The sequence below is a fragment of the Pseudomonas sp. FBCC-B1565 genome (genome assembly GCF_059133265.1).
On record NZ_CP101438.1, the window covers coordinates 6,430,495 to 6,457,298 of the forward strand.

At 62.0% G+C, this 26,804-nt stretch carries 26 protein-coding genes; 5 read left to right on the forward strand and 21 right to left on the reverse strand.

Annotated elements, in window-relative coordinates; all coding sequences use genetic code 11:
* Window position 1: 1 nt before the first annotated feature.
* The 4 genes from NL123_RS29610 to NL123_RS29625 form a co-directional block, all read right to left on the reverse strand.
* The gene (locus NL123_RS29610) at window positions 2–2,176 is read right to left on the reverse strand and encodes a glycoside hydrolase (protein WP_494356896.1); all 2,175 of its coding nucleotides are present in this window, start codon (window positions 2,174–2,176) and stop codon (window positions 2–4) included.
* 228 nt (window positions 2,177–2,404) lie between these two features.
* Window positions 2,405–5,461 (reverse strand): efflux RND transporter permease subunit, encoded by a 3,057-nt coding sequence (locus NL123_RS29615; RefSeq protein WP_494356897.1) that lies wholly within the window; start codon window positions 5,459–5,461, stop codon window positions 2,405–2,407.
* The gene (locus tag NL123_RS29620) at window positions 5,458–6,528 is read right to left on the reverse strand and encodes an efflux RND transporter periplasmic adaptor subunit (RefSeq protein WP_494356898.1); all 1,071 of its coding nucleotides are present in this window, start codon (window positions 6,526–6,528) and stop codon (window positions 5,458–5,460) included. The genes NL123_RS29615 and NL123_RS29620 overlap by 4 nt, the downstream gene beginning before the upstream one ends.
* On the reverse strand, window positions 6,525–7,607 hold the full coding sequence (locus NL123_RS29625; protein ID WP_494356899.1) for an efflux RND transporter periplasmic adaptor subunit: 1,083 nt from the start codon (window positions 7,605–7,607) through the stop codon (window positions 6,525–6,527). The genes NL123_RS29620 and NL123_RS29625 overlap by 4 nt, the downstream gene beginning before the upstream one ends.
* A 121-nt stretch (window positions 7,608–7,728) precedes the next feature.
* Between NL123_RS29625 and NL123_RS29630 the strand changes: the two genes are divergently transcribed.
* Complete coding sequence (locus NL123_RS29630) at window positions 7,729–8,889, forward strand: AAA family ATPase (protein ID WP_248485645.1); 1,161 nt, start codon at window positions 7,729–7,731, stop codon at window positions 8,887–8,889.
* Between the two features lie 134 nt (window positions 8,890–9,023).
* Here the strand turns inward: NL123_RS29630 and NL123_RS29635 are convergent, their stop codons facing one another.
* The 13 genes from NL123_RS29635 to NL123_RS29695 all read right to left on the reverse strand — a co-directional run bounded on the left by NL123_RS29635 (window position 9,024) and on the right by NL123_RS29695 (window position 19,537).
* The gene (locus NL123_RS29635; RefSeq protein ID WP_494356900.1) at window positions 9,024–9,872 is read right to left on the reverse strand and encodes a transporter substrate-binding domain-containing protein; all 849 of its coding nucleotides are present in this window, start codon (window positions 9,870–9,872) and stop codon (window positions 9,024–9,026) included.
* Window positions 9,869–10,645, reverse strand: a complete 777-nt coding sequence (locus NL123_RS29640; RefSeq protein WP_248485644.1) for an amino acid ABC transporter ATP-binding protein — start codon at window positions 10,643–10,645, stop codon at window positions 9,869–9,871. Before NL123_RS29640 ends, NL123_RS29635 begins: the two co-directional genes overlap by 4 nt.
* The gene (locus tag NL123_RS29645; protein WP_248485643.1) at window positions 10,642–11,301 is read right to left on the reverse strand and encodes an amino acid ABC transporter permease; all 660 of its coding nucleotides are present in this window, start codon (window positions 11,299–11,301) and stop codon (window positions 10,642–10,644) included. Before NL123_RS29645 ends, NL123_RS29640 begins: the two co-directional genes overlap by 4 nt.
* On the reverse strand, window positions 11,282–11,947 hold the full coding sequence (locus NL123_RS29650; RefSeq protein WP_248485642.1) for an amino acid ABC transporter permease: 666 nt from the start codon (window positions 11,945–11,947) through the stop codon (window positions 11,282–11,284). The genes NL123_RS29645 and NL123_RS29650 overlap by 20 nt, the downstream gene beginning before the upstream one ends.
* Before the next feature lie 492 nt (window positions 11,948–12,439).
* The gene (locus NL123_RS29655) at window positions 12,440–13,222 is read right to left on the reverse strand and encodes a MetQ/NlpA family ABC transporter substrate-binding protein (RefSeq protein WP_028615272.1); all 783 of its coding nucleotides are present in this window, start codon (window positions 13,220–13,222) and stop codon (window positions 12,440–12,442) included.
* Between the two features lie 127 nt (window positions 13,223–13,349).
* On the reverse strand, window positions 13,350–14,276 hold the full coding sequence (locus tag NL123_RS29660) for a sigma 54-interacting transcriptional regulator (RefSeq protein ID WP_248485641.1): 927 nt from the start codon (window positions 14,274–14,276) through the stop codon (window positions 13,350–13,352).
* A gap of 49 nt (window positions 14,277–14,325) precedes the next feature.
* Complete coding sequence (locus NL123_RS29665) at window positions 14,326–14,907, reverse strand: alpha/beta hydrolase (protein ID WP_016975008.1); 582 nt, start codon at window positions 14,905–14,907, stop codon at window positions 14,326–14,328.
* A 234-nt stretch (window positions 14,908–15,141) separates the two neighbouring features.
* Window positions 15,142–15,978, reverse strand: coding sequence for an IS3 family transposase (locus NL123_RS29670; RefSeq protein ID WP_068935174.1), 837 nt, complete (start codon window positions 15,976–15,978; stop codon window positions 15,142–15,144).
* The gene (locus NL123_RS29675) at window positions 15,975–16,277 is read right to left on the reverse strand and encodes a transposase (protein WP_014717988.1); all 303 of its coding nucleotides are present in this window, start codon (window positions 16,275–16,277) and stop codon (window positions 15,975–15,977) included. Before NL123_RS29675 ends, NL123_RS29670 begins: the two co-directional genes overlap by 4 nt.
* Before the next feature lie 180 nt (window positions 16,278–16,457).
* Window positions 16,458–16,859 (reverse strand): ExbD/TolR family protein, encoded by a 402-nt coding sequence (locus tag NL123_RS29680; protein ID WP_122489362.1) that lies wholly within the window; start codon window positions 16,857–16,859, stop codon window positions 16,458–16,460.
* Between the two features lies 1 nt (window position 16,860).
* Window positions 16,861–17,583, reverse strand: coding sequence for a MotA/TolQ/ExbB proton channel family protein (locus NL123_RS29685; RefSeq protein WP_494358355.1), 723 nt, complete (start codon window positions 17,581–17,583; stop codon window positions 16,861–16,863).
* Window positions 17,584–17,634: 51 nt separating this feature from the next.
* Window positions 17,635–18,447 (reverse strand): energy transducer TonB, encoded by an 813-nt coding sequence (locus NL123_RS29690; protein ID WP_494356901.1) that lies wholly within the window; start codon window positions 18,445–18,447, stop codon window positions 17,635–17,637.
* 238 nt (window positions 18,448–18,685) lie between these two features.
* The gene (locus NL123_RS29695; RefSeq protein WP_494356902.1) at window positions 18,686–19,537 is read right to left on the reverse strand and encodes a LysR family transcriptional regulator; all 852 of its coding nucleotides are present in this window, start codon (window positions 19,535–19,537) and stop codon (window positions 18,686–18,688) included.
* 109 nt (window positions 19,538–19,646) lie between these two features.
* Between NL123_RS29695 and NL123_RS29700 the strand changes: the two genes are divergently transcribed.
* A complete protein-coding gene (locus NL123_RS29700; protein WP_494356903.1) occupies window positions 19,647–20,828 on the forward strand; it encodes a CynX/NimT family MFS transporter in 1,182 nt (393 codons plus the stop codon).
* 97 nt (window positions 20,829–20,925) lie between these two features.
* Window positions 20,926–21,861 (forward strand): LysR family transcriptional regulator, encoded by a 936-nt coding sequence (locus NL123_RS29705; RefSeq protein WP_494356904.1) that lies wholly within the window; start codon window positions 20,926–20,928, stop codon window positions 21,859–21,861.
* Here the strand turns inward: NL123_RS29705 and NL123_RS29710 are convergent.
* Window positions 21,752–22,846 (reverse strand): fatty acid desaturase, encoded by a 1,095-nt coding sequence (locus NL123_RS29710; protein ID WP_494356905.1) that lies wholly within the window; start codon window positions 22,844–22,846, stop codon window positions 21,752–21,754. The two genes, NL123_RS29705 and NL123_RS29710, sit on opposite strands and share 110 nt — an antisense overlap.
* A gap of 101 nt (window positions 22,847–22,947) precedes the next feature.
* On the opposite strand from NL123_RS29710, the gene NL123_RS29715 reads away from it, so the two are divergent.
* Complete coding sequence (locus tag NL123_RS29715) at window positions 22,948–23,952, forward strand: AraC family transcriptional regulator (protein ID WP_248485635.1); 1,005 nt, start codon at window positions 22,948–22,950, stop codon at window positions 23,950–23,952.
* Between the two features lie 112 nt (window positions 23,953–24,064).
* Here NL123_RS29715 and NL123_RS29720 read toward each other — a convergent pair whose 3' ends face one another.
* Together NL123_RS29720 and NL123_RS29725 are read right to left on the reverse strand one after the other, a co-directional pair.
* The gene (locus NL123_RS29720; protein ID WP_494356906.1) at window positions 24,065–24,424 is read right to left on the reverse strand and encodes a response regulator transcription factor; all 360 of its coding nucleotides are present in this window, start codon (window positions 24,422–24,424) and stop codon (window positions 24,065–24,067) included.
* A gap of 37 nt (window positions 24,425–24,461) precedes the next feature.
* Window positions 24,462–25,148 carry a Crp/Fnr family transcriptional regulator gene (locus tag NL123_RS29725; protein WP_248485633.1) on the reverse strand — a complete coding sequence of 229 codons (687 nt, stop codon included), beginning with the start codon at window positions 25,146–25,148 and terminating at the stop codon, window positions 24,462–24,464.
* Between the two features lie 83 nt (window positions 25,149–25,231).
* Between NL123_RS29725 and NL123_RS29730 the strand changes: the two genes are divergently transcribed.
* A complete protein-coding gene (locus tag NL123_RS29730; RefSeq protein ID WP_494356907.1) occupies window positions 25,232–25,759 on the forward strand; it encodes an Mpo1 family 2-hydroxy fatty acid dioxygenase in 528 nt (175 codons plus the stop codon).
* Window positions 25,760–25,823: 64 nt separating this feature from the next.
* Here the strand turns inward: NL123_RS29730 and NL123_RS29735 are convergent, their stop codons facing one another.
* Window positions 25,824–26,804 (reverse strand): sulfate/molybdate ABC transporter ATP-binding protein, encoded by a 981-nt coding sequence (locus NL123_RS29735; protein WP_034101869.1) that lies wholly within the window; start codon window positions 26,802–26,804, stop codon window positions 25,824–25,826.

Below are 26,804 nucleotides of genomic sequence, written 5' to 3' on the forward strand. Positions count from 1 at the left end.
CCTACTCCACCTGATACACCAGCGGTTTCTCACCCCCCCCATATGCAGTCACACTGCGCCCGGCATAACCCTCCTTTTCCTCGACAGCAAAATTCGCCACCAACCGCGTCCCATCGGCAAAGGTGGTTTGCTGCACCTGCCTGTCCGGCGTCAGCCAACGAAAATCCGTCATCGCCTGGGTCGCCAAACGCTGGTGCAGCGGCCGGAAAAACCGATCCTGACGCAGGATCAGCGGCAGGCGCTGCTTAACGGTCGAGGCATTCAGGTGATACAGCGGCGGCACGTTGTAGAGCAGTTGCGTCAGCTCGTTTTCAGCCTGCACATTGCTCAGCTTCAGGCTGTCGAACAGCCAGTGGTGGGTGGTGATCACCGAGCCGTGGAACACCGCCTGGTACAACGGCAGGCGCATGCTCGGCTCAAAGTAGACCGTGCGAAACGGCTCTTTGAGCGGCACCGGCTTGAAGAACACCGTCGGCTGCTCCGGCGGGTACCAATTGCCCACGTAGTAGGGCGATTGCTTGTCTTTGGTCATGGCCTGGTCACCCCAGCCAATCACCGGAGTCTGCATGCCATGGGCGAACAGAATGCCTTGGGTGGTGATGGCGTTGCCGTCTTCGGAGCCCGCTGGCAATTTGAGCACGGTGTTGAGCCAGCGCGAGGCGTCGATATTGCCCTCGGCGTTTTGCGCCTGGGTCATCCGGGCGCCGTCGCGGTAGCTGTCGAACACCATGCTGGTGGCATAGGCATCAAGGAACCACGCGTTGAAGCCAGCCTTGGCCTGGATAGCCTTTACGCGGGCCTCCAACAGAGGGCGCACGCAGCGCGGGTCAGTGTAGTGGCCGGACTGCTGGAAGCCGGTTTTCAGCTTGCCATCCTTCAGCACAATCGCGCACTCGCGGTAGGCCCGGCTGCCCAGGTGGGCTGTGGTCCAATCCGGATTTTCCGTGGCGGACAACGCAGTTTCATAGGAATCGTAGGGCGCCATCAGGTAACCCGCATCGACCCCGGCGCGGATCGCTTCGGGGTGCCACAGGCCGCCCTCCCAGCCTTCGCCCAGGGTCAGCAGCAAGCGCGAAAGACCTGAGTCACGCAGCGACTGGATCGCCCGGCTGCCCCAGGTTTGAGGGGTATCGCTCAGCGCCCCGGCAAACGCGACAGCCAACTCGCCGCGCAGCTCACCATAACGTGCAGCGAGGCGCGGCATGTCAGGCTCATCTACCTGCCAACTCTGCCTGGCCTTCCGGTTGATGGCCGCATTCAGCCCCCGCAACAGCGCCGTCTGCTCATAGCGATTCAAGGGCGTGGCCTGCGCCAGGACTTTCGTCGATTCCTTGTCGAGCAAGCCTTTGAGCTCATGGCCACGCAGGCGCTTGAGCAACAACGGCCAGTCACGCACATCCTCCGCTGCCAGCAGGTCATTGCCCCACAGGTAGACATGGCTGGCACCCAGCAGCTTCTGTGCCTCGGGCGTCTGCCGCAGCTTGTCCGACAGCGGTTCATAACGCCCTTGCTCGACCAGCCATTGGCGGTAGCGCTTGGCGCCGGCCAAGGGATCGGCCTCCCCCAGGTGCAACAGCAGGGTCATCGGCGCAGCAGGGTCGAGCGCGGTGAATTCGTGGGCCACGGACAGCGCCATCCCTGCCTGCCAGCGCAGGCGATTGTTGTAGGGGTTGGTCAGCAACCAGTTCAAGGTGAAGCGCCCGTGGTCCAGGCCCCACAGCGGCAGGCTGAGGTCCTGGGTGGTGTTGAGGTCACCTTGTTCCTGCAAAAACGTTTTCCACACAGCGTTGTCGGCAGGCACGTAATGCCCTTCGGCCAATGGCCACATCAGCCCTTTGCCCAGGGCGCTGGCGGGTTGTTGAAGGATCTTCAATTCGGTGGGTTCGTGCGCGGTGATGGCAAGCGTCAGGTCGCGTTGCGCAAGGCTGGCTGCCACACGAAAGGCCCCCCACTGCCAACTGGCTTGTTGGGCGTTCTGCACGAGTTCGCTGACTGCGCGTGCGGCAACGCCGCTGCTGGCCTGCACCGGCGCCTGGCCGTTGGGGGTGACGCGGATGGAGAGGGTCGCGGGGTCGAGTTCGACGCGCCACAGCGGGTTTTCAAGGACAGTGCTCGCAAGGGCCAGCGGGGAGATGAGGAATGTGCAGAGCAGTAAGCAATGACGATGCCAGTTCATAACGTTCGACCGGGTGGGTGGAGGTCGGGAGGGTAAAACAGACTGCTGCCTGACATGGCAGTGATAGATATTTCAGGAAGTTTCTCACAGCCCCCCAGCCCTATGGAGATCCAAATGTGGGAGCGGGCTTGCCCGCGATTGCGGTGGGTCAGCCACTCCCATTGTTGACTGACCGACTGCTATCGCGGGCAAGCCCGCTCCCACACTTTTGATCTGCATTTTTTCTGGTTAACCGCGTTGCTCCGGCTTGGGTTCGCGGATCTTGTACCAGGCCACGTACAGCGCCGGCAGGAACAACAACGTCAGCAAAGTCGCGATGATGATCCCGCCGATCATCGCGTAGGCCATCGGCCCCCAGAACACTTCACGGGCAATCGGGATCATGCCCAGGCTCGCCGCCGCTGCCGTAAGCAGGATCGGCCGGCGCCGGTGCTCGGTGGCTTCCACCACCGCATCCCACGGCGTATAGCCGGCCACCTCGTACTCATGAATCTGCGTCACCAGGATCACCGAGTTGCGGATGATGATGCCGATCAACGCCAGAATGCCAAGGATCGCCACAAAGCCCATGGGCGTGCCCGTGGGGATCAACGCCAGCACCACGCCAATCAGCCCGAGCGGAGCGACACTCGCCACCAGGAACATCTTCTGCACGCTGTGCAGCTGGATCATCAGGAAGGTTGCCATCAGGAACAGCATCAACGGCACCACGCTGGCAATCGGACCCTGCGCCTTGCCGCTTTCTTCCACGGTGCCGCCGGTGGCGACCTTGTAGCCCACCGGCAGGCCGGCGCTGAATTTGTCGATTTCCGGCTTGAGCTGCTTGACCAGGTCCGTCGGTTGGATCTCATCGCGCACCGAGGCCTTGATGGTGATGGTCGGTTTGCGGTCGCGACGCCATACCAGCGGCTGCTCCAGCTCGTAGCGCACGGTGGCGAAGGCCAGCAGCGGAATCGAGGTGCCGTTGGGCGTGACGATCTGCAGGTTCTGCAGGGTTTCCGGCGTGCCACGTTCAGCGTCTTCGGCACGGCCGACCACATTGATCAGGTAGATATCGTCATGCACCTGGGTCACCGAAGATCCGCTGACCACGCTGTTCATTAACTGCGCCACGTCTTCCGACGACAGCCCCAGTTGGCGCGCCTTGTCCTGGGCGATGTCGATACGCAGCACTTTGCCCGGCTCGTTCCAGTCGTAGATGATCTCGCCAAGGTGAGTGTTCTTGTCCAGCAAGGTCGCCAGTTCGATGGCGTGTTTGCGCACTTGGTCGGTGTCTTTGCCCGACACGCGATACTGAATCGGCCTGCCCACCGGCGGGCCCATTTCCAGCGGCTGCACGTAACTGCCGATGCCGACGAAGTCATCACGCAGGCGCTTTTGCAGGCGCGCGATCAACTCGCCGCGCTCTTCCAGGCCCTTGCTCACGATGACCAACTGCGCGTAGTAGGGGTTTTCCAGTTGCTGGTCGAGGGGCAGGTAGAAACGGATCGCGCCCTGGCCGATATAGGTGCTCCAGCGCGCAATGTCCGGGTCGTCCTTGATGATCGCTTCCAGGCGGTCGACAGCCTTGCGCGTCTCGTTGATCGAGGCGTTTTGCGGCAGGTTGAGGTCGACAAGGATCTCCGGGCGGTCCGACGAGGGAAAGAACTGGTTCTGCACGAACTGCATGGAAAACACCGACGCCACGAACAGCGCCACGGTGATGCCAATCGCCCACCAGCGGTTGCGCATGGCCCATAGCATGCCGCCATTGAACGCCCGGCCGATCCGCCCCGGCTCTGCGTTGTGAGGTTTGACGTTGGCACTCAGGATATGCACGCCGATCACCGGCGCAAACAGCACCGCCACCACCCACGAGACCAGCATCGCCACGGCAATCACCGCGAACAGGGTGAAGGTGTACTCGCCCGCCGAGCTGGCGTTGAGGCCGATCGGCACAAACCCCGCGACCGTCACCAGCGTACCGGTGAGCATGGGGAACGCCGTCGAGGTGTAAGCGTAGGTCGCCGCCTGTTCCTTGGTCTCGCCCTTTTCCAGGCGCGTGATCATCATCTCGACGGTGATCATCGCGTCGTCCACCAACAGGCCGAGGGCGATGATCAGCGCCCCCAGCGACACGCGCTGCATGGTGATGCCGCTGTATTCCATGAACACGAACACCAGCGCCAGCACCAACGGAATCGAGCACGCCACCACCAGCCCGGCGCGCATGCCCAGGCTGATGAAACTCACCACCAGCACGATGATGACGGCCTCAAACAAGGCACTGGTAAAACCGCCGACCGCCTCTTCGACCACTTCCGCCTGGTCGGACACCTTGTGCACACCGACGCCCACCGGCAGGTCGGCAGTCAGTTCGTCCATGCGCTCATGCAAGGCTTTGCCGAACGACTGGATATTGCCGCCCTTCTGCATGGCAATCGCCAGACCGATGGCCGGCTTGCCGTTGAAGCGGAACATTGGCCGCGCCGGGTCCACATAACCCCGGCTGATGTCCGCGATATCCGCCAGGCGATAGAACCGGTCATTGAGCCGCAGGTTGACGTTGGCCAGGTCCTTCTCCGAGGCGAACTGCCCCGAGGTGCGCACCGAAATCCGCTCAGGCCCGGCCTCAATCACCCCGGCCGGCGTCACCGCGTTCTGCGATTGCAGGCTCTGCACCACCTGGCGCTGGTCAATCCCCAGTGCCGCGAGTTTGCGCGTAGAAAAATTCAGGTAAATCACTTCGTCCTGCTGGCCGATCATCTCGACCTTGCCCAACCCCGGCACCGAACGGATCTCGGCGCGCACCTGCTCAACGTAGTCACGCAACTGGCGCATCGACAGGCCATCGCCGGTAAACGCGTACACCGAGCCGAACACATCACCGAACTCATCGTTGAACGACGGCCCCTGCAACCCCGGTGGGAAGCTGCCGCGAATGTCGTCGATCTTCTTGTGCACCAGGTACCAGATATGGGGGATGTCCTTGGCACTGGTGGTGTCCTTGAGGAACACGAATACCGTGGACTCGCCCGGCCGGGTGTAGCTTTTCACGTAGTCGAGGGAGTCGAGCTCTTCGAGCTTTTTCTCGATGCGATCAGTGACCTGCTTGAGGGTTTCTTCCTGGGTCGCGCCCGGCCAGCGGGTCTGGATCACCATGGTCTTGATGGTGAAGGAAGGGTCTTCCTCGCGGCCCAGGTTCATGTACGAAAACACGCCCATCAGCAGCGCGACGAACATCAGGTACCAGACGAAGGACTGATGCTTGAGGGCCCAGTCGGATAAGTTGAAGCTCCCTTTCATCGCGGGCTGTCCTCGTCGATTTTGACTTTTTGCCCGGGTTTCAGGCTGTTCACGCCGGCGGTGACGATGCGCTCGCCGGGTTTGACGCCGCCGTAGAGCAAGGCGCTGTCGGCATCGCGGCTGATCACGCTGATGTCACGCGGTTGCACGGTCTGGTTCTGGATATCGAGCAGCCAGATGCGGGTCTGGCCGTCGACCTCCTGCAAGGCGCTCAGGGGCACTTCGATGCGCGGGGCGATGGCAGTGCTCAACGTTACGCTGATCGCCGTACCCAGGCGGAACGCGGGCGGCGTTTCGGCCAGGGTCAAGCGCGCACGCCGGGTACGCGTGGCGCTTTGGGCCTGGGGTTCGATCTCGCGCACGATGGCGGTGGTGTGCACGCTGGGGTCTAGCTGCCCGGCAACCAGGAACACCACGTCCGGCGGCAAACGCTCGGCCAGGCCAGCGGGCAGGTCGATCACCGCTTCCTTGATATCCGGGCGCGCCAGGGTCACCACTTGCTGACCGGCCGTGACCACCTGGCCGGCCTCGGCATTCCAGGCGGTGACGATGCCGGCGTGGTCGGTGCGCAGTTCGGCGTAGTTGAGCTGGTCTTTGGCTTGGTTGACCGAGGCCTGGGCCTGGTCGAGCGAGGCCTGGGTGGTCTTCAGGTCGGTCTGGGCGATGTCCAGTTGGGCCTGGGCGCCGACGCCACGGTTGAACAGCTCCTGCTGGCGGCGCGCATTGGCCTGGGCGTTGATGTACTGCGCCTGCACGCGGGCCAGGTCGCCCTGGGCCGAGCGCAATTGGTTCTGTTGGTCGGTGGGGTCGAGCACCGCGAGCAAGGCGCCCTTCTCCACCTCGGCGCCCACGTCCACGGCGCGGCGGGCAATGCGGCCGGGTACGCGGAAGCCTAAATTACTTTCGTAGCGCGCCTGGATGGTGCCGGCGAAGCGGCCGAGGTTTTCCTGGTCTTCCGCCTTCACTTCCATGGACAGTACCGGGCGCACCGGCTCGGGCGGAGGTTCTTCCTTGGAGCAGGCCACCAGCAGCAGGCTGGCGGCGAGTATCCCCATAAGGCGCTTCATGGCTGGGCTCCTGGCTGGGCGATCTCGACAATCATGCCGGGGTGCAGCAATTGCCCGCCGGCCACCACGACTTTTTCGCCGCCCTTGAGGCCGTCGCTAATGATGACTTTGCCGGTGAGGTAACGCGCCACGGTGACCTTGTGCAGCTGCGCCTTGCCATCGCCGTCGATCAACCACACGGCGGGTTCGCTGAGGTCTTTGGTCAGCGCGGCCCACGGCAATTCGATACTGGCCTTGGCCGGGCCATTGGCGGTGGCGCTTACCACTGAGCCCAGCTCCATGCCCTTGGGTAAGGCTTGCAGGGCGATTTTGACCTGTACGGTGCCGGTGTTGGCGGCCACTGCCGGGGTGACCTCCCGGACTTTGCCCACAGCCTTGATGCTGGGGTTATCCAGCAGGCTGACGGTGATCGGCGCATCCGGCGGCGGCTCCACCAGCAGGGACTCATAGACGTTGAACACCGCATCACGCTCGCCATCACGCGCCAGGCTGAAAATCGGCACGGTGGCCTGCACCACCTGGCCGACTTCGGCCTGGCGCGCGGTAATCACCCCGGGCGCTTCGGCGATCAGCGCGGTGTAACCGAGTTGCTCGCGGGCGTTGGCCAGTTGGGCCTGGGCGGCAGCCAGGGCGCTCTGGCTGCTGCGTAATGCGGCCTGGGCGGAATCGTATTCGCTGCGGCTGGTGTAGCCCTTGGGCAAGAGTTTTTCCTGGCGCACGAAGGCGGCGGCAGTCTGCTTGACCCGCGCCTGTTCGGCCACGACCTGGGCCTGGGCGGAGTCGACGTTGGTCTGCAAGTCCTTGGGATCGAGCTTGGCCAGCACTTGCTTGGCGGTCACGCGGTCGCCCACGTCCACCATGCGCTGGATGATCTTGCCGCCCACGCGAAAGGACAGGTCGGTTTGCACCCGGGCCTGGATATCACCCGTGAGGGTCACCGCCGCGGCAAAATCCGCCGGCTGCACGGTCTGCACGAACACCCGCGAATGGGCCTTGGGTTCAGCCTTGTCCTCGCCACAGCCGCTCAACAGCGCCAGTAGGCCAAGGCCGAAAATACAGGTGGAAATGCGAGCGCCCATGCAGGCTCCTTTTGCGTGATGCCGACGTGCCAGTGTGTATGCGACTGTGAGCTTAGTTCAGGGTTCCTTATCTGCATGGAGGCTCCCATACTCCAATGGTTCCCACGCCGACTGGATGCCCATGCTCAAGACCCTCGCGGTGGCCAATTACCGCTCGATCAATAAATTGGTGGTGCCCCTGGACCGGCTGAACCTGATCACCGGCCCCAACGGCAGCGGCAAGTCCAACCTGTACCGCGCCCTGCGCCTGCTGGCGGAAACCGCCCAGGGTGGGGTGATCAATGCGTTGGCCCGTGAGGGTGGGTTGGATTCGACCTTCTGGGCCGGGCCGGAAAGTATCAGCCGACGCATGCGCAACGGGGAAGTGCCGGTGGAGCCCATCGTGCGCCAAGGCGTCAAACGCCTGCGCCTGGGCTTTGCCGCTGAAGATTTCAGCTACGCCATCTCCCTGGGGCTGCCGGAAAAGACCTTGTCGTATTTCTCCCTGGACCCGGAAGTAAAGAAGGAATGCATCTGGGCCGGCCATATCTATCGCCCCGCCAGCCTGCTGGTGCAGCGCTCCGGCCCCATGGTGCGCGCCCGCGAGGGCCGCGCCTGGGATGTACTGGCCCAGCACACGCCCAACTACCACAGCCTGTTCGACCAGGTCGGCAGCCTGCGCGGTTCGCCGGAGGTGTTGCTGCTGCGCGAAAGCATCCGTGGCTGGCGCTTTTACGATCACTTTCGCAGCGATGTGGATGCGCCGGTACGTCAACCCCAACTGGGCACGCGCACACCAGTGCTGCATCACGATGGGCGCGACCTGGCGGCGGCGTTGCAGACGATTCGGGAGATTGGCGACCCGGACGCACTGCAGCGGGCGGTCAGCGATGCATTCCCCGGCGCACGCTTGAATATCGAGCCGCTGCAGGGGGGGCGCTTTGCGATTGAGTTTTACCAGGAAGGCTTGCTACGGCCCTTGTCAGCGGCGGAGCTGTCGGACGGCACCTTGCGCTACCTGCTGCTGATCGCCGCGCTGCTTACGCCTCGGCCGCCGACCATGATGGTGCTGAACGAGCCGGAGACCAGCCTGCACCCGGATTTGCTGCCGGCGTTGGCGCGCTTGATTATCCAGGCGTCGCGGCAGTGCCAAGTATGGGTGGTGTCCCATGCCAGCCGGTTGATTGCGGCGTTGCAGCAGGACGAGGGGTGTAATTCGATTGTGCTGGAGAAGGTGCTGGGGGAAACCCGGATCGTCGGGCAGGGGATATTGGATGCCCCCGCCTGGCATTGGCCGGAATAGGCGGTGGCTGCTCTGGCCTCATCGGGGGCAAGCCCCCTCCCACATTTGACGGTATTCACACATCAAAATTTGTGAACCCAACCCAGTGTGGGAGGGGGCTTGCCCCCGATGAGGCCAGAACAATCAATCAACAATCAGCCCTGCCACTTCCCGCCTTCAACAATCACACTTTCAGGCTTGGTGTCATCGCTCAGTTCTTTACGCACATACTGGTCATACAGCTTGAGCAAAAATTTCTCCTCGCCCAACTTCGCCAACTCGGCATTCACCCAGTCACGCAATTCGATGTTGCCCTTCTTCACCGCCGGTGCAATCGGCGCTTCGTCGCCGAGTTTCTCTTCCAGCACGCGGTAGCCGGGATTCTGCTTGGCCCAGCTGAACAGCACCAGATTGTCCTGTGCGTAGGCATCGCCACGGCCAGCCGACAGCGCTTGCAGCGACTCGGAGTTTTTCTCGAACTTGAGCAGTTTCCAGTCCGGGTGGTTCTTGGTCAGCCAGATATCGGCGGTGGTGCCGGTGGTGACGATGGTGGTGCGGGTGGCCAGGTCATCCAGGCTTTTTACCGCACTGTCATTCGGCACCAGGGCCTGTACCGCGACTTTCAGGTTGGGGTTGGTGAAGTCCACCGCTTGCTTGCGCTCCGGGGTCACGGTCATGTTGGCGAGGATCAGGTCGACCTTGTCACTTTGCAGGAACGGAATGCGGCTGGCCGGCTCCACGGCGACGAATTCGACTTTGTTTTCATCGCCCAACAGGTCCTTGGCGAATTGGCGACCGATGTCGGTATCGAAGCCGACGTAGCGCCCCGCTTCGTTGACGAAGCCGAACGGTGGTTTGTCGGTGAACACGCCGACGATCAGCTTGTCGCGCGCTTTGATTTTTTCGATATAACTGACAGCGGCAGGTTTTACCGGCTCTTCGGCCTTTTTATCGCAACCGACCAGCAGGGCGACGGCAAACAGTGGCAGCAGTAACTTTTTCATATCAGCTCCAGTTCCTGGGTTTTCTTCGGCAGTGTTGAAACAAAGGAGAACTTCTCCAGGAACTGCTGCGCGCGTGCGGTTTGCGGGTTCGTAAAGAATGCCTCGGGGGTGTTGTGTTCGAGGATGCGACCGGCCTCCATGAACACCACGCGGTCGGCGACGGCGCGGGCGAAGGCCATTTCGTGGGTGACGATCAGCAGGGTCATGCCATCGCGGGCCAGGCCCTGGATCACTTCCAGCACCTCCTTGACCATCTCCGGGTCAAGGGCAGCGGTGACTTCGTCAAACAGCATGACCTGGGGGTTCATGCACAGCGACCGGACGATAGCGATGCGTTGTTGCTGGCCGCCGGAGAGCTGGCGCGGGAAGGCATCGCGCTTGTCCGCCAGGCCGACGCGGGCCAACAATTTTTCCGCTTGTTCGCGGGCTTCACGGGGGTCGCGTTTTTGCACTTTCAGCGGGCCGAGCAGGATGTTGTCGAGCACGCTCATGTGCGGGAACAGGTGGTAGCTCTGGAACACCATGCCGACGTCCTGGCGCACCTGGCGCCAGTCGGTGTGCTTGTCCAACAGCTCTTTGCCGGCGAAACGCAGGCTGCCGCTATGGGCGACTTCCAGCCCATTGAGGCAACGCAATAAAGTGCTTTTGCCGCAGCCGCTGGGGCCGAGGATCACCACCACTTCACCGCTTTGCACGCTCAGGTCGATGCCCTTGAGCACCTGCTGCTCACCGAAGAATTTGTTGAAACCCTGGAACTCGATCAATGCGTTCATGCCTGGCCCCAGCGCCGTTCCAGCACCTTGGAGGCGGCCGACAACGGGTAGCAGATAAAGAAGAAAAACAGGAACAGCACGCCGTAAATCAACACGGACTCATAGGTGCGCTCGATGATTTGCTGGCCGACCTTGATCACATCCACCACACCGATCAGCACCGCCAGGGAACTGGTCTTGATAATGCGTGTGTAGACGTTGATGGTCGGCGGCGTCATGCGCTTGAGCGCTTGCGGCAGCAGCACGTAGCCGTACAGCTGCGGGTCGGACAGGCCAATCGACAAGCCCGCTTCACGCTGGCCACGGGGCAGCGAATGCAACGCGCCGCGCACCACTTCGCCCACTTCACTGGCGCCCCACAGCGACAGCACCAGCACCGCGCACCAGAAGCTCGGAATGCTCAAACCAAAGAAAATCGGCAGGCCGAAAAACAGCAGGTACAACCACACCAGCACCGGGATCGCACGGAACAACTCCAGGTAAACCCGCAGCACGCCGTTGACCAGCCGGTTGTTCAAGGTGCGTAGCACGCCATACAACACGCCGCCGACAGTGCTGAAGGCGATGCTCAAAAATGAAATCGACAGGGTTTGCGCAGCACCCTTGCCCAGTTGCGGCAACGACACCCACAACAACTCAAGACCCGAACTGGCCATGCTGGAGCCTCCTTTCCAGACGGCTGAGCAACAGTGAAAGCGGCAGGAACAGCAACACGCAAATCAGCGTCAGCACGGCGAGCATTTCGTAAGTCTTGTAGTACAGGGCGATGTAGTTCTTGGTGGTGTAGAGAATCTCCGGCACCGCCACGGCGGAGACCACGGTGGTCTCCTTGAGCAGGAAGATGAAATTGGCGAACAGCGCCGGCAGGCTGAGGATGCCGGCCTGGGGCAGGATCACATGGCGCAGCAGCTGCCAGTCGGACAGGCCGATGGACTTGCCCGACTCGATCTGCGCCAGCGGCACCGCTTCCACACCGGCGCGCAGCACTTCGGTGAGGTAGGCGCCGCCGAGGAAAGTCATGGTGATGATTGCCGCCCAGAACCCGGAGATATTGAAGCCCAGGGCGGGCAGCGCGAAGTACACGAAGAACAGCTGGATCAGCAGCGGCGTGTTGCGCGCCAGCTCCACATACAGCGCCACCAGGCGCGACAGGTACGGCGTGCGAAACACCAGCAGCGCCGCGTTGATCAGCGCCACCAGCAGGGAGGTGGCAATGGCGATCAGGCCCACTTGCAGCGTCACCCCCACGGCCTTTAGAAACGCCGGCAGGGTGCTGAGGATAAAAGCGAAATCGAAGGTCATTTCCAGTCCATGACGCCGCAAGGGTAATGCAGCGAGCGCAATCCGATCCGGCGTGGGTAACGCCGGGTAGCGCGAACTTTAAAGGTATAAAAAGCAAATTTTAAATACCTAAATAGCATATTGATATCACCCAAAAAGATAACCGGCGGATTCGCGGGTTTGGCGGGTGAGAGCTATGGTTTGGAGGTCTGAGATTCGAGGGATCGAACAATGAACGAAGCGAAACCGATGGACCCGCAGGAACTGGTGAAGTGGTTGATGGCGCTGCGCAGGGCGATCAATAGCAGAGTTCTCTAGATCAAAGCGGATCAAATGTGGGAGGGGGCTTGCCCCCGATGGCGGTGGGTCAGCAAAAAATATGCTGACTGAACCACTGCAATCGGGGGCAAGCCCCCTCCCACATTTGGATTGCATTCCAGATTTCAGGCATAAAAAAACGCCGACGCTGTAACAGCCGTCGGCGTTCAAACCTTGAAGGGGGTTTGGGCTACATCAGAACGCAGGCACTACAGCGCCGTTGTACTTCTTCTCGATGAAGGCTTTGACTTCCGGGCTGGTCAGGGCCTTGGACAGCTTCTGGATCGCGTCGCTGTCCTTGTTGTCCGGGCGAGCCACCAGGAAGTTCACGTACGGCGACTTGGCGTCTTCGATGATCAGCGCGTCCTTGGCCGGGTTCAGGCCGGCTTCGAGGGCGTAGTTGGTGTTGATCAGGTCCAGGTCAACCTGGTCCAGCACACGTGGCAGCAGGGCCGATTCCAGCTCCTTGAATTTCAGGTGCTTGGGGTTGTCCTTGATGTCTTTTGGCGTGGCCAGGGCGTTGGTCGGGTCTTTGAGGGTGATCACGCCGGCTTTCTGCAGCAGCAACAGGGCGCGGCCGCTGTTGGAGCCTTCGTTAGGAATGGCCACGGTGGCGCCATCTTTGAGTTCAGAGATGTTCTTGATCTTTTTCGAGTAACCGCCGAACGGTTCAACGTGCACACCGACCACGGTGACTAGGTTGGTGCCCTTGCCCTTGTTGAAGTTTTCCAGGTACGGCAGGGTCTGGAAGTAGTTGGCGTCCAGACGCTTTTCTGCGACTTGTACGTTTGGCTGCACGTAGTCGGTGAAGACTTTGATTTCCAGGTCCACGCCTTCTTTGGCCAGGGTCGGCTTGACCAGTTCGAGGATCTCGGCGTGCGGGATCGGCGTGGCGGCCACCACCAGTTTCTCGTTGGCCTGGGCGAAGCTTGCAGTCAGGGCAGCCGCCAGTGCGGTAAACAACAGAACCTTTTTCATGCAGTGTCCTTATCGAAATTCCGGGGCGTCTCTGACGACCGTTTTTTATGTAGTGTGCCAGCGAAGTGCTATCGCGGCGTGGGAGGGACAATACCTAGTTTTTTTATTCCCGAACAATATCTTTTATTCACGTTGATATTCCATTTTGTTCATGCAGGAATTTGCTCAACGTTTCCCGCTCGGCGGGGCTGGCGCGCTCAAAGATCCGCTGCACCTGTTCCAGCGCAGAACCCGCCACCGGCAGATTCAAATGTTCGGGCAAAATCTCGTCGCCGCTGCTGACCAGCAAGGCAAAGTGGATAACGTTTTCCAGCTCGCGGGTATTGCCCGGCCAGCTGTGGTGTTCCAGCACACGCTGCGCGGCATCGCTGATCAGCGGCACCGGCAGGTCCAGGCGCTGACTGTAGATGCCCAGGAAGTATTCGGCCAGGGACAGGATGTCACCGACCCGCTCGCGCAGCGCCGGCAACTCCAACCGGCCTTCGCTCAGGTAGTGAAACAGGCGCTCATGGAACTTACCGGCGGCCACGGCCTGGGCCAAGTCGATGCTGGTGGCGGCCACCAGGCGCACATCCACCGGGCTCGGCTGATGGGCACCGACGCGGGTGACTTCGTGGTTTTCCAGGGCGGCCAGCAGTTTGACCTGGATCGGCAGCGGCAGGTCGCCGATCTCGTCCAGGTACAAGGTGCCGCCATTCGCCGAGCCAAACCAGCCGGCCCGGCTGCTGGCCGAACCACTGTGGCTGCCGGCGGCATAACCGAACAATTCGGCATCGGCATAGGTCGGGCTGATCGCGCCGCAATTGACCGAGACAAACAAACCGGTGCGGTCGCTGCCCCGGTGAATATGCCGCGCCAGCAATTCTTTGCCGCTGCCGGTCTCGCCACGGATCAGCACGGGCAAGGCACGCGGTGCGAGGCTTTCGAGGTCTTCGCGCAGTTGCCGCGAACGCGGGTCGACAAACACCAACGCCTTGGCGCGGATACTCAGCGGGCTTTTTTCCGCGTCGGGAAAGGTCAGCAATGGCTGGCCGTAGGTTTCATGCAGACTCATGGCAGGCTCCCGCCCCCAATCCACTCAAGGGACGGGGCGTTGAAAAAATTCAGGCAGTACGCCGGGCGTGATGCTCAAGGCGGCTTTGCAGGCGATAGAGGTAGGCGAACCCCTGTTCCCAGCGCTGGTGGCCGGACTTCACATTGATGTGCCCCGCCCCCGACAGAATGCCGGCTTCGGCGCCCCAGTTGCGGGCCAATTCCAGGGCTCGCGGGGCGCTGACAGCGCTGTCGTTGTCGGAGCTGACCACCTGGCTGGGGAACGGCAACAGGTCGGTCGGGATCGGCGCAAAATTACGCAACGCAGGAGAGCAGGCGGGCCGTTCGACATCGGCCGGGGCCACCAGCAAGGCACCGCGTACCTGGCGCAGGAACTGCACCGGTGCGGTGGCCGCCCAATGCGCCACCGTGATGCAACCCAGGCTGTGGGCGATCAGGATCACCGGCGTGCTGTCGGCCGCGATGGCCTCGGCCAGCGCGGCGACCCAGTCTTCGCGGCGCGGGGTCAGCCAGTCAGCCTGCTCCACGCGAGCGCTGTTGGGCAGGCTGTTCTGCCAGTGACTTTGCCAATGATCTTCTGGCGATCCTTGCCAGCCCGGCACGATCAGGTAACGAATCGACTCGCTGTGCATGGGTGTGCCCTCCTGCAGCGTTTAACGTTGCTGAACAGTATAGGGACGGGGGTTATATTCGTTAAGGAATAAGAAGCTATTTATTAATAACCAAAAAATAAAAATTAATGAAGTTCAAAATGTGGGAGGGGGCTTGCCCCCGATGGCGGTGTATCAGTTACAGATTGATTGGCTGACATACTCCAATCGGGGGCAAGCTGAACTGGTCAAGTAATCTTGGACACCGATTACGGTTCACGCCGCCAACCTTTCCTTCACGACCGGCGACCTGTAGTCGTTATAGCTGTGAGGCCTGCTGATGTTGTAGCGCGAGACATAGCGCTGCACATCTGCCCGCGCCTCATGCTCCAGTTTGTAGCCCGTTTCAGGCACCCACTCGGACTTCAAGCTACCAAAGAAACGCTCCATCGGGGCATTGTCCCAGCACTCGCCTTTACGGCTCATACTTTGCCTAAACCCATGCTTCACAAGCGCGTTTCGGAATTTATGACTGGTGTACTGGCAACCCTGGTCAGAATGAAACAACACATCCTGGGGATGGCCGCGCAGCTCAACCGCCATGCGTAGCGCTTCGCAGGTCAGGTTGGCATCAGAAATCATCGAGAACGACCAGCCTACGATCCTGCGAGCGTACAGATCCAGAATGGCGGCGAAGTACATCCACCGCTTGCCGACCTTGATGTAGGTCACGTCGCCACACCACACCTGATTAACCGCCGTCACATCAAATTTTCGCTTGAGCACGTGCGGCGCCACCAAGGCCTCCACGCCCGGCGACTTGTACTTATGGCGCCTGCGCTGACGACTAGCGATGCCAGCTTCGCGCATCAAACTGCGAGCCATATAACGTCCGATACGATGCCCTTTGGCTTGTAGCTCCTTGGACAAAGTACGTGCGCCGGCTGACTCTCTGGACGCCTTGTGGTGCCTGACCAGCGCGGCTTTGAGCTTGTCCCGTTCAGGATTTGCTCTGCCTTGGCGCTGGCGCCAGGCGTAGAAGCTACTGCGGTTGACCCCAAACGCCTGGCAACACCTTTTAACGCCGTACTGCTCGTCCAGCTCATTGATCAGCGTGAATGATCCTTGGCGTCCAAAAGCAGGAGAGCACTGGCCTTTTTTAGGATTTCGATATCCAGGTCTTTCTCTCTGAGCAGAGCTTTGAGTCTCTGGATTTCTCGTTGATCAGCGGTAATCGCCTTGGCCCCCACCGGAGTCGAGCCCAAGCGTTCTTTTTGCACTTGATCAACCCAGCGGCGCAGGGCTGTGGGGCCGATATCCAGGCTGGCACAGACTTCGGTAACCGGCTGACCTTCATCCAACACCATGCTGGCAGCCTTGAGCTTGAACTCACTCGAATAAGATTTACGCATATCCAAACACCTCAGATTTGGGCGCTATCATAGCGCCCGATTGAAGTGTCCAAAATCATTAGGCCAGTTCAAGCCCCCTCCCACATTGATTGCATTTCAAGTAGAGGATTGAAAAGCAGGCAAAAAAAAAGGCCGCACCCTGCCAAGGAGACGGCCAAAAAATTGTCGAGGCTTTTGCAATTAACGGGCGGTAATCACCGACAGCTTGGTAATGCCCGCGCGTTCAATCGACGCCATGGCTCGCGCCACTTCGCCGTAGTTCACTCCATCGTCAGCCTGCAATTGCACCCGCACATCGGGGTCCTTGGCCTTGGCCGATTGCAGGTTGAATTCCAGCAGGTCCGGCTGGATTTCGTCCTTGTTGATAAACAGTTTGCCGGCGCCGTCGATGCTCACCACCAACGGGTCCTTCTGCTCCACCGGGGCCACGGCCTCGGTCTTGGGCAGGTTGATCGGAATCGCGTTGGTCAACAGCGGCGCGGTGACGATAAACACCACCAGCAGCACCAGCATCACGTCCACCAGCGGCGTGACGTTGATCTCGCTCAGCACTTCATCGCTGTCTTGCGTGGAGAAGGCCATGTCAGGAGGCCTCCTTCACTTTCTGCGGGGTGCCGGCGCCGGCTTTGTTCAGGGTTGGGTGCAGCAATACGCGGAAGGCATTCTTCTGCGCCAGGCTGTAGAAGTCGTGGGCAAAGTCGTCAAGGTCGGCAGCCGTCAGCTTGAGGCGACGCAGGAAATAGTTGTAGACCAGCACCGCCGGTACCGCGACGGCGATACCCACACCGGTCGCCACCAAGGCTGCACCGATCGGCCCGGCCACGGTTTCGAGGCTGGCGGAACCGGCGGCGCTGATGCCCTTGAGCGCTTCCATGATGCCCCACACGGTGCCGAACAGGCCGATGAACGGCGAGGTGCTGCCGATACTGGCGACCACCGCCAGACCGGTTTCCAGGGAGCGCCGCTCACGCACGATCTGTTGGCGCAGGGCGCGTTCAAGGCGGTCCTGGTGGTTGATCGCCTGGCTCAGGTCGGTAGCGTGTGGGGTTTCGCCCACCTGGATCGCAGCGTAACCGGCCTGGGCGACACGGGCGGCAGCGCCCGGCTGGGTTTCTGCCAGTTCGGCGGCAGCGTCGAGACTCGACGCCGCCCAGAACTGTTTATGGAACTTGCGATCCTGCGCCTTGAGGCGACCGAACTGCACGCCCTTGAGCAGGGCCAGGCCCCAGGTGGCGACCGAAAAAACCACCAGCAGCCAGATCACCGCGCTTTCGATGGATTCAAGTGGAGATGCTAATGCCATGATGTCTTCCCTCTGTGCGGGTCGCGGCGTGTGCAACACACCGCAGCCGAATAGTTAGTGAATCTTGAAATCGATCGGGACGCTGACCCAGCCGTCCTGGGCCACATCGCCCTGCTTGGCCGGCACGAAGCTCCAACGCTTCACGGCGGTCAGTGCGGCGTCATCGAGTTGCTGGCGACCGCTGCTCTTCTGGATCTGGATCTCGCCCGGCTTGCCGCTGGCCAGTACATGCACCCGCAACAACACCGTGCCTTCCCAACCGCGCCGCTGAGCCAGTGACGGGTACTCCGGCGCAGGGTTCTTCAGGTACGCGGCGTTGGCCGAAGCAGGCGTTACCGGGGCCGGCGCCGGTGGAGCGGGAGGCGCAGGCGGCGCGGGTGTCGGTGGCGCAGGCGGCTGCTCGACCGGTTTCGGTGCGGGCTTGGGCTCAGGCTTTGGCACTGGCTTCGGCTTGGGTTTTGGAATCGGTTTAGGCGGCGCCGGTTTGGCGGCCAACTCATCCACCACCGGCGGCGGTGGCTCGACCACGGGCGGCGGCGGTGGTGGTGGCACAGGCGGTGGTGGTTCCACCACCGGCGGCGCCGGCTGGGAAAATTCGATGGTCATCGGCGGAATTTCCGGCGGCACAATCGGCAGCACCGGGGTCGGCTTCTGGCTCACCCAGTAGATCACCGCACCGTGCAGGGCCAGCACCAGCAGGCCGAGCAGAATGCCTTCGCGACGGCTGGAGAAACGCTTTGGCGTTTTCTGCGTGCGCAATTGCCCCAACGGCGCCCGGTGCGGCCGGCCAAGGTCGACCAACTCACCACCCGGTGCCTGGCGCCACGGCGCCTCGTGTGCACTGGCGGCGGTCTGGACATTGCCCATTGATTCACTCCTACGGTTTTAAAACAAAAAACCGACAGGCCTGCATGGAAGGCCGTCGAGGAGTGAATCATCCGGGCCAGACGCTTATCTCTTAAAGTAATCTTTGAAGTTATACATAGATCTAGAACGAATAAACAAACCATGCTGAAACGCCAAAGCCCCGTCCTGCAAGGGCTGGCGTCCAGGCGATGTTTTTGCATGCTTTCCAGGCATAAAAAATATTCGGCAAAGGCATGGTTCAGGCAGGGCTGTTTGCGCACAAATCCAGCAACTGACGCTGCAGGCTCTGCCCCGCCGCCCCCAGGCCAGTGCGCCCATACAACGCCAGCCGCACGCCCTGCACCGCGGGCAAACCACTGTCCGCACCTAATACGACATGCCCGGCCTGCACCACACGCCGGGGCAACAGACTGATGCCCAACCCCGCCGCCACCGCCGAACACACGCTGGCCAGGCTCGCGCTGGAGTAACCGATGCGCCAGCGCCAGCCGCCCACTTCCAGGTGTTGCAGCATTTCATTGCGGTACAGACCGCCCACCGGAAAGGCCACCAACGGCAAAGGGTCGCGCCTCAGGGAGGGCGTACTGCGGCTGTCTACCCAGCACAACGGCTCCGGCCAGGAGGCCAGGCAGTCATCGCTGTCGCCCATCTGCTTGACCAGCAACACATCAAACTCCCCGCTGCGGTACTGGCGCTGCAACTCGGGGCCAAGACCGCTGGTGACTTCCAGGCGCACCCGGGGATACGCCAGCACAAAAGCCGATAACAGCGGCATCAGGCGTTCGGCGGCGAAGTCTTCGGGCACACCGAGGCGCAGCACGCCGTCGCTTTGCTGATTGATCAAGACATCGGCGGCTTCCTCATGCAACGCAAGGATGCGCCGCGCATAGGCCAGCAGGCGCTCGCCTTCCGCCGTCGCCACCACACGACGTTGGTCGCGGTCGAGCAGCTGGCACGCCACCGCGTCTTCCAGGCGGCGGATCTGCTGGCTGACGGTGGACTGGGTCAAGTGCAGTCGCTCGCCGGCACGGGTGAAATTGCCGCAGTCCACCACGGCGACAAAGCTGCGCAACAACACAGGATCGAACATGTCGCTCACCATTCCATTTTCCACTGATTGGCATGGTTATATTTAATTTCAGAATACCTCGGCGACTGGCGATACTTCACGCCTCCTTTGCACACGCCATAGGTTCTGCATGTCGCTTAACTCTTCAATCGCAGGCCGGTTCGCCGGCTGGGGCCTGCTGGTGGTCCTGGGACTGAACCTGCGGCCGATCCTCAGTTCCATCAGCCCGTTGCTCGGCGAGATCCGCCTGGCCACCGGCCTCAGCTTCCAGAGCAGCGCCCTGCTCACCAGCCTGCCCGTGGTGTGCATGGGCCTGGTGGCGCTGGTGGGCGTGCGCGTTGAAGCGCAACTGGGTGAGCGACGCGGCATCGCCCTGGGCCTGCTGATGATCCTGCTGGCGTGCCTGGCGCGCTGGCTGATGGGCCAGGGCTCGACGCTGCTGGTCACGGCCTTGCTCGGCGGCGCCGGTGTGGCACTGATCCAGGCGTTGGTGCCGGCGATGATCAAGCGCGAATTCCATCACCGCGTGCCTGTGGCGATGGGCGTTTACTCGGCTTCGTTGATGGCGGGAGGCGGTCTGGCGGCGCTGCTCAGCCCGGTGGCCGCCACGTATTTCCAGCACTGGGAAGCCGGGTTGGGTGTGTGGTTGTTACCCGCGCTGGCGGCGTTATTGCTGTGGGCCTGGTTGCCGCTGGGCGCAGCGAAAAACCCACAGGTGCCGCCTGCCTTCAAGGGCCTGCGCAATCGCCGTGCCTGGCTGTTGGCGCTGTATTTCGGGCTGGTGAACTGCGGCTACATGAGCCTGGTGGCGTGGTTGCCGGCCTACTACCAGCAACTGGGCTGGGGCGTGTTGCCCAGCGGTTCGCTGCTGGCGTTCATGACCATCTTCCAGGTGATCGCCGCGCTGTTGATGCCGGTGCTGGCGCAACGCGGGGTCGACCGTCGGCCATTGCTGTGGATCAGCCTGCTGGCCCAGACCCTCGGCTACCTCGGCCTGTTGCTGGCGCCGCTGGAATTTCCCCACCTGTGGGTGGCGCTGTGCGGCTTTGGCCTGGGAGCATGTTTTGCCCTGAGCCTGTTGCTGACCCTCGACCACCACCGCGACCCGCGCCAGGCCGGGCAACTGGCGGCGTTCGTGCAGGGCGTGGGCTTTTTGATCAATGCGATTTCGCCATGGATGACCGGCTGGCTGCGTGAACTCACCGGCAGCTTTGTCAGCGCGTGGGTGGTGTTGACGGTGACAGCCGTGGCCATGCTGCTGGTGACGCGGGTGTTCAGCCCGGCGACGTACCGCACGGCACCTGCTCTATAGATATACATTTAAGATCTAGATAAAACAAAAATGCTTCGTTGACGGAATAAGTAGTGCCCTTAAAATCCTGGCTCTCCTACAGGATGCCGGGCACACCATGGACCTTCGCCAACTGCGCTATTTCATCGCGCTGAACGAGCACCGTAGTTTTGTGCGTGCGGCGGACGCCATGGGCATCACCCAGCCCGCCTTCAGCCGCAGCATCCAGGGCCTGGAGCAAGAGTTCGGCTGCGTGTTGGTGGACCGCGCCCATAAAGACCTGCGCCCCACACCCGAAGGCCAGGTGGTGCTGCAACACGCGTTGAGCCTGGTGCAAGGCGCGGCCCTGTTGAGCCATGAAGTCACGCGCATGACCAAACTCGACGCCGGCGAAGTGCGCTTCGGCAGCGACGCCGTGGCCGCGGTGAACCTGGCGCCCCAGGCCATGGCGCGGTTCATCACGGTTTACCCCAGAGTGCGCACCGTGTTGCAGGTGGACAACTGGGAAAAACTCGGGCGCAGCCTGAGCCGTGAAGAGATCGAATTCTTTATCGCCGATGTGCGTCACTTCGAGGCGGACCCGAACTTCCAGACCCTGGCCCTGACACCTCGGCGCAGCGTGTTTTTCTGCCGTGCAGGGCACCCGCTGCTGGCCAAGGACAGCCTGTCCACCAACGACCTGTTCGGCTACCCGCTGGCCACACCGCTGATCGCGCCGGGCATCCGAAAACTGCTGGCCAATCTCAGCGGGCTCGTCGACTTCGCGCCCGCCATCGAGCTGGAGCAGCTTGCCGCACTGGCCACCATCGTGCGCCAGTCCGATGCCATTGGCCTGGGCGCCGAAGAGGCGTTTGTCGAGGAGTTCATCAAGGGCGAGCTGCACGCACTGCACTGGCGCAACCTGCCGCACGCCCTGGACAGCCTGAGCAACCGCTGCGGGGTGATCAGCCGCGCTGGGGTGCGCTTGTCGCCTGCGGCGAAGGCGTTGATCGAAACCCTGCAGGCGCTGGAAAACCCAACCGGTTGGCCCGTGCAAACGTCCCGAAATCATTGAAGCGCACGCCCATCTGCGCCATGACCTTGTGCGCCACCTTGGCGGTCATCTGGCGGATGTAGAACGGCTCCTTCACCACAAAGTGGTGGATGCCATGGGTGCTGCCGAAGTTGAAGCAGAACGCCTGCAACGGCCACAGCCACCAGGGGTTCAAGACCTGGGTCTGCTGGATCACGTTGCCCAGCTCCACATCACCGTAGTAGTGCATGTTGGAGCTGACGAAGTGCAGGCAAAAGGTGCGCAGCACGTTAGGGCCGATGATCACCACGGCGGCGATATCGATCACCTGCATCATCTGCAAGGTGCCGGCCGACCAGTCGATCGGCGCACCCAGCAGGCCGGCGACGCCATTGGCGGCATGAAAGCCGAGGAACACATACCACGCGCCCCAATGCAGCAGCGCCAGTGGCGCGTACACCAGCAGCGAGCGCTTGAGGATCGTCAGTTTGTGCGTCCAGGTCTTGGCCCGCAGGATGCGGATGAAGGCCGACATGACGTTATCGCCCACCATCAGCAAGCGCGCAAAGCCCCAGGGCTCGCCGTTGGTAATAGCGCGCTCTTCCATGTCGGTTTCGGTGCCGGAGACCTTGTGATGGTTGAGGTGCAGATGCCGGCGTACCCACGGGTTGATGGTGCTGGGCCGCGCCAGCCATACCAGGCCCATCATCAGGTTGTGGGGCACGCGCTGCTTGCGAAAGTACATGCTGTGGATCAGGTCGTGTTCCAGCTCGTGGGTCAGTGAAGCCAGGAACGCGTTAAGCAGCAGGCAGACCCACCAAGCCATATGACCAGTGATGTAGAGCGCCGCCGACCCGAGCATGCCCAGCAACGCAAACGCCAGGATGCCCGCGCCCAACGCGTCCTGATGCAGCAGCCAGGGATGCTGCTGGCGCAGGCGCACGCCCTCGGCCAGCACCACGTCACGGATATGCGCCGAGCGCTGTTGTGCGTTCATCTGCTGGGGACTTGCAGAAGTACCGTCCATGCTTCCATCCTCTGGTGTATTGATGGATGCATCCTGGCCCAAGCGGTCCGCCAGGGCATCGGCCACACACGCCAACCTGTTGACCGCAAGCGCCAATCGCCATGACCGAGCCCACCTCCCTCGCCAGCTGGACCCGCGCCCTGCGCAAGCAACTCGACGCCCTGGGCCTAGACAGCGCCGCGTTGTGCCTGCAAGCCGGGCTCGACCCGCAGCTGATGGACGATCCCAACGCGCGCTATCCGCTGTCGGCGACCACGCGTTTGTGGGCGCTGGCGGTGCAGGCCAGCGGCGACCCGGCGATTGGTTTGCGGGTGTCGCGGTTCGTCAGCCCCACCACCTTTCACGCGCTGGGCTATGCGCTGGTGGCCAGCGGCAGCCTGCGGGAAGTGTTCGAGCGCATCGTGCGCTACCACCAGGTGGTCAGCGATGCGCTGACCCTGGAGCTGAGCGGCGATGGCGAGCGCTATCGGTTTCGCCTGTTGCAACTGCCCGGCAACCCGGCGCCGGCTTTCGAAGCCATCGATGCGTTTGCAGCAATCTACGTGCGCACCTGCCGCAATCGCCTGGGGCGTGAATACGCGCCGCTGGCGGTGTACCTGCGAAGACCCGAGCCCGCAGACCCCAAGCCGTGGCACACGGTGTTTCGTGCGCCGGTATTTTTCGGCGCCGAAGAAGACCGCCTGGAGTTTGCCGCCATCGATTTCGACAGCCACCTCGACGACGCCAACCCTGAGTTGGCCGAGCACAACGAAACCGTGCTCAAGCGCACCCTCGCTCAATTGCAGCCACTGACCTGGGAGCGCAAGGTACGTCGAGTGATCGAAGCGCAGTTGCCCGACGGCGAGCCAAGTGCCGAACGCGTCGCCCAGGCGCTGCACCTGAGCCTGCGCAGCTTGCAGCGTCACCTGGCGGATGAAGGCTGCCGGTTTGATGCGCTGCTCAATGAGTGCCGCGAGAACCTGGCCTTGCTGCACTTGCGCGACCCACAGTGCTCATTGGCCGAGATCAGTCATTTGCTCGGCTTTGCCGATACCAGCAGCTTCAACCGGGCGTTCAAGCGCTGGACGGGAATGACGCCGGGGCAGTTTCGGGATGGGCTGAGGTAGGGATTTGTAGTGGCTGGGAGGGCCTCATCGGGGGCAAGCCCCCTCCCACTGTTGATCTGTGAATACGTTCAAAAATGTGGGAGGGGGCTTGCCCCCGATAGCATCAGAATAGTCACCGCCCCCGCCGCAGCAGCTTCTTCACTCGCGCCACCAGCGTCTTGGCCGCAAATGGCTTGAGCAAATAGTCATCCTCATGCAATTCCAACCCGCGCAGGCGGTCTTCAATCCCGCCGGGCGTGGTCAGGAACAACATCGGCGTCTGGCCCTTCTGCCGAATCGCCTGCTGCAACTTCCAGGCATTGAGCCCCGGCAGCATCACATCCAGGATCACCAGGTCGTACTCGGTGCTTTCAACCAAGCGCAACGCTGCCATGCCATTGGCCGCCACCTCCACGGTGTAGCCGGCCTCGTTCAGGCCCACGGCCATCCGCTGTGCCTCGTCGGATTCATGTTCCACTAACAGCACGCGCATAACACACCTCGATTGATAGGCGTGCAGGCTAACACCCTCAGGGGTGCGCCGCCTGCCGTAGCCGCTGTACGTCGAGGATTTCGATCTCGCCGTAGCCCAGGCGCACGACGCCGGCGGCTTGCAGGTCCTTGAGCAAAGCGTTGGTGGTCTGGCGCGACAGGTTCAACATGGCCGCCAGGTCTTCCTGGGGCAATTGCAGCACGCGTTTAGCATGTTCGTTGTCGCCGTAGCCCTCGACGATCATCAACAAGCGGTGGGCCAGCCGCACCGGGGCCGGCATCAGGCTGAGCTGCTCGAGGCCGATGAAACTCAGGCGCAGCTTCTGGCTCATCAGCAGGGCCAGGTCGCGCCAGTATCGCGGGGTCTCGTCCAGGATGCCCAGCAGCGCCTGCTGCGGCACCTGCAACAGTGTGCTGGGACCTACCGCGCAGGCGTCGTGGGTGCGCGGCAGGCCATCGAACAGGCAGATTTCGCCGAACCAGAAAGGTGCCTCCACCAGGCTGAGTATCGCCTCCTTGCCCTGCTCGTTCACCGCGCTGACCCGCAGGGTGCCGTCGAGCACCGCATACAAGCCACAGGGCGGGTCGCCGCGCTTGAACAGGTATTGCCCCGCCGTCAGCTGCCGCAGCCGGGCATGGGCCAGCAGACTATGCTGAAAAGGCGCCGCCAGGTGGCTGAACCAGTGACCGCTGGCCAACCGGGCGCGCCATTGTTCTGCGTCCATGTGAACTCCGAAGATTGTCGCCCAGCTGACAGTTCGCCACAGGCTGACGGGGCATGATCAAACATCCTACAGGAGGAATAACAATGAAAAGCCTCGTCGATCACCTGAGTCAATACGCTGCCTACCACCGCGATCCGCGCAATATCGCCAGCCACTTTGTTGGCATCCCGCTGATCGTGGTGGCGGTTGCGGTGTTGTTGTCACGCCCGGAATGGGCCGTCGCTGGCATATGGATCTCACCCGCCGTTCTTCTCGCGCTGTTCTCTGCGTGGTTTTACCTGCGCCTGGAATTGGCCCTGGGCGTGTTGATGACCGTGCTGATGGCGCTGTCGGTGTGGGCCGGACACGTGCTGGCGGCGCAGAGCACGCTGGTGTGGCTCAGCAGCGGCATCGGCCTGTTCGTGGTGGGTTGGGTGATTCAGTTTGTCGGGCATTACTACGAAGGCAGGAAGCCTGCGTTTGTCGATGATGTGTCGGGGCTGATCGTCGGGCCGTTGTTTGTGGTGGCGGAGTTGGCGTTTCTGCTGGGGTTGCGGCAGGGTTTGAAGCAACAGATAGAGGAGCGCTCGGGACCGGTGGTTCGACGCGATCTGAAGCCGAGAGAGGCCTAAATGTGGGAGGGGGCAAGCCCCCTCCCACATTGGCCCCATTTTCACATTGGGTAGTGCGGGGTTATCAGGCTTTCTGCCAGACCTTGGGCTTGAAGAACAGGGTCTCGCCGCGTGCCAGGCCGGTCAGGCTGTCGTGGTCTTTCACCACTTCGGCTTCGATCAGCTCGCTCTGGCCTTCGACCTTCAAGGTCACACGGGTTGTCGCACCCAACGGGCGGATATCCCGCACTTCAGCGGCGTGGTGGTCTTCCAGCTCATGCCGCGACAGCGACACTTCGTGTGGACGGAACAGCACGTGCTTGTCTTCACCCAAGTGCAGGCGGTTCGAATCACCGAGGAAGTGATAGACGAAATCGCTGGCCGGGTTTTCGTAGACGTCGCCCGGTGAGCCGATCTGCTCGATCACGCCCTTGTTCATCACCACGATGCGGTCGGCGACTTCCATGGCCTCTTCCTGGTCGTGGGTCACGAACACCGAGGTCAGGTTGATGTCTTCGTGCAGGCGTGCCAGCCAGCGGCGCAGTTCTTTACGCACCTTGGCGTCGAGGGCGCCGAAGGGCTCATCCAGCAGCAACACTTTAGGCTCGACCGCCAGGGCGCGGGCCAGGGCGATACGTTGGCGCTGGCCACCGGAAAGCTGCTCCGGGTAGCGATCCGACAACCAATCCAGTTGCACCATGTTCAACAGCTCATGGACCTTGACCGCGATCTGGCTTTCGCTCGGGCGCTGGTTCTTCGGTTTCATGCGCAGGCCGAACGCCACGTTGTCGAACACGGTCATGTGGCGGAACAACGCATAGTGCTGGAACACAAAGCCGACGTTGCGATCGCGCACGTCGTGGCCGGAGACGTCCTCACCGTGGAACACGATGCTGCCGTCATCCGGGGTTTCCAGGCCTGCAATGATGCGCAGCAAGGTGGTCTTGCCACAGCCCGACGGGCCAAGCAAGGCCACCAACTCGCCACTCTGGATGTCCAGGTTGATGCTGTTCAGGGCCTTGAAGGCGTTGAAGTTCTTGCTGACATTACGGACTTCGATCGACAT

Coding starts and splice junctions, on each gene's coding strand:
- NL123_RS29735 (WP_034101869.1), bottom strand. CDS start 26,804: ATGTCGATCGAAGTCCGTAATGTCAGCAAGAACTTCAACGCCTTCAAG.
- NL123_RS29650 (WP_248485642.1), bottom strand. CDS start 11,947: ATGACCTTCGATTTCGCTTTTATCCTCAGCACCCTGCCGGCGTTTCTA.
- NL123_RS29690 (WP_494356901.1), bottom strand. CDS start 18,447: ATGGGCAATGTCCAGACCGCCGCCAGTGCACACGAGGCGCCGTGGCGC.
- NL123_RS29730 (WP_494356907.1), top strand. CDS start 25,232: ATGAAAAGCCTCGTCGATCACCTGAGTCAATACGCTGCCTACCACCGC.
- NL123_RS29695 (WP_494356902.1), bottom strand. CDS start 19,537: ATGTTCGATCCTGTGTTGTTGCGCAGCTTTGTCGCCGTGGTGGACTGC.
- NL123_RS29680 (WP_122489362.1), bottom strand. CDS start 16,859: ATGGCCTTCTCCACGCAAGACAGCGATGAAGTGCTGAGCGAGATCAAC.
- NL123_RS29720 (WP_494356906.1), bottom strand. CDS start 24,424: ATGCGCGTGCTGTTAGTGGAACATGAATCCGACGAGGCACAGCGGATG.
- NL123_RS29630 (WP_248485645.1), top strand. CDS start 7,729: ATGCTCAAGACCCTCGCGGTGGCCAATTACCGCTCGATCAATAAATTG.
- NL123_RS29645 (WP_248485643.1), bottom strand. CDS start 11,301: ATGGCCAGTTCGGGTCTTGAGTTGTTGTGGGTGTCGTTGCCGCAACTG.
- NL123_RS29705 (WP_494356904.1), top strand. CDS start 20,926: ATGGACCTTCGCCAACTGCGCTATTTCATCGCGCTGAACGAGCACCGT.
- NL123_RS29675 (WP_014717988.1), bottom strand. CDS start 16,277: ATGCGTAAATCTTATTCGAGTGAGTTCAAGCTCAAGGCTGCCAGCATG.
- NL123_RS29725 (WP_248485633.1), bottom strand. CDS start 25,148: ATGGACGCAGAACAATGGCGCGCCCGGTTGGCCAGCGGTCACTGGTTC.
- NL123_RS29655 (WP_028615272.1), bottom strand. CDS start 13,222: ATGAAAAAGGTTCTGTTGTTTACCGCACTGGCGGCTGCCCTGACTGCA.
- NL123_RS29610 (WP_494356896.1), bottom strand. CDS start 2,176: ATGAACTGGCATCGTCATTGCTTACTGCTCTGCACATTCCTCATCTCC.
- NL123_RS29700 (WP_494356903.1), top strand. CDS start 19,647: ATGTCGCTTAACTCTTCAATCGCAGGCCGGTTCGCCGGCTGGGGCCTG.
- NL123_RS29715 (WP_248485635.1), top strand. CDS start 22,948: ATGACCGAGCCCACCTCCCTCGCCAGCTGGACCCGCGCCCTGCGCAAG.
- NL123_RS29640 (WP_248485644.1), bottom strand. CDS start 10,645: ATGAACGCATTGATCGAGTTCCAGGGTTTCAACAAATTCTTCGGTGAG.
- NL123_RS29635 (WP_494356900.1), bottom strand. CDS start 9,872: ATGAAAAAGTTACTGCTGCCACTGTTTGCCGTCGCCCTGCTGGTCGGT.
- NL123_RS29615 (WP_494356897.1), bottom strand. CDS start 5,461: ATGAAAGGGAGCTTCAACTTATCCGACTGGGCCCTCAAGCATCAGTCC.
- NL123_RS29665 (WP_016975008.1), bottom strand. CDS start 14,907: ATGCACAGCGAGTCGATTCGTTACCTGATCGTGCCGGGCTGGCAAGGA.
- NL123_RS29660 (WP_248485641.1), bottom strand. CDS start 14,276: ATGAGTCTGCATGAAACCTACGGCCAGCCATTGCTGACCTTTCCCGAC.
- NL123_RS29625 (WP_494356899.1), bottom strand. CDS start 7,607: ATGGGCGCTCGCATTTCCACCTGTATTTTCGGCCTTGGCCTACTGGCG.
- NL123_RS29620 (WP_494356898.1), bottom strand. CDS start 6,528: ATGAAGCGCCTTATGGGGATACTCGCCGCCAGCCTGCTGCTGGTGGCC.
- NL123_RS29710 (WP_494356905.1), bottom strand. CDS start 22,846: ATGGACGGTACTTCTGCAAGTCCCCAGCAGATGAACGCACAACAGCGC.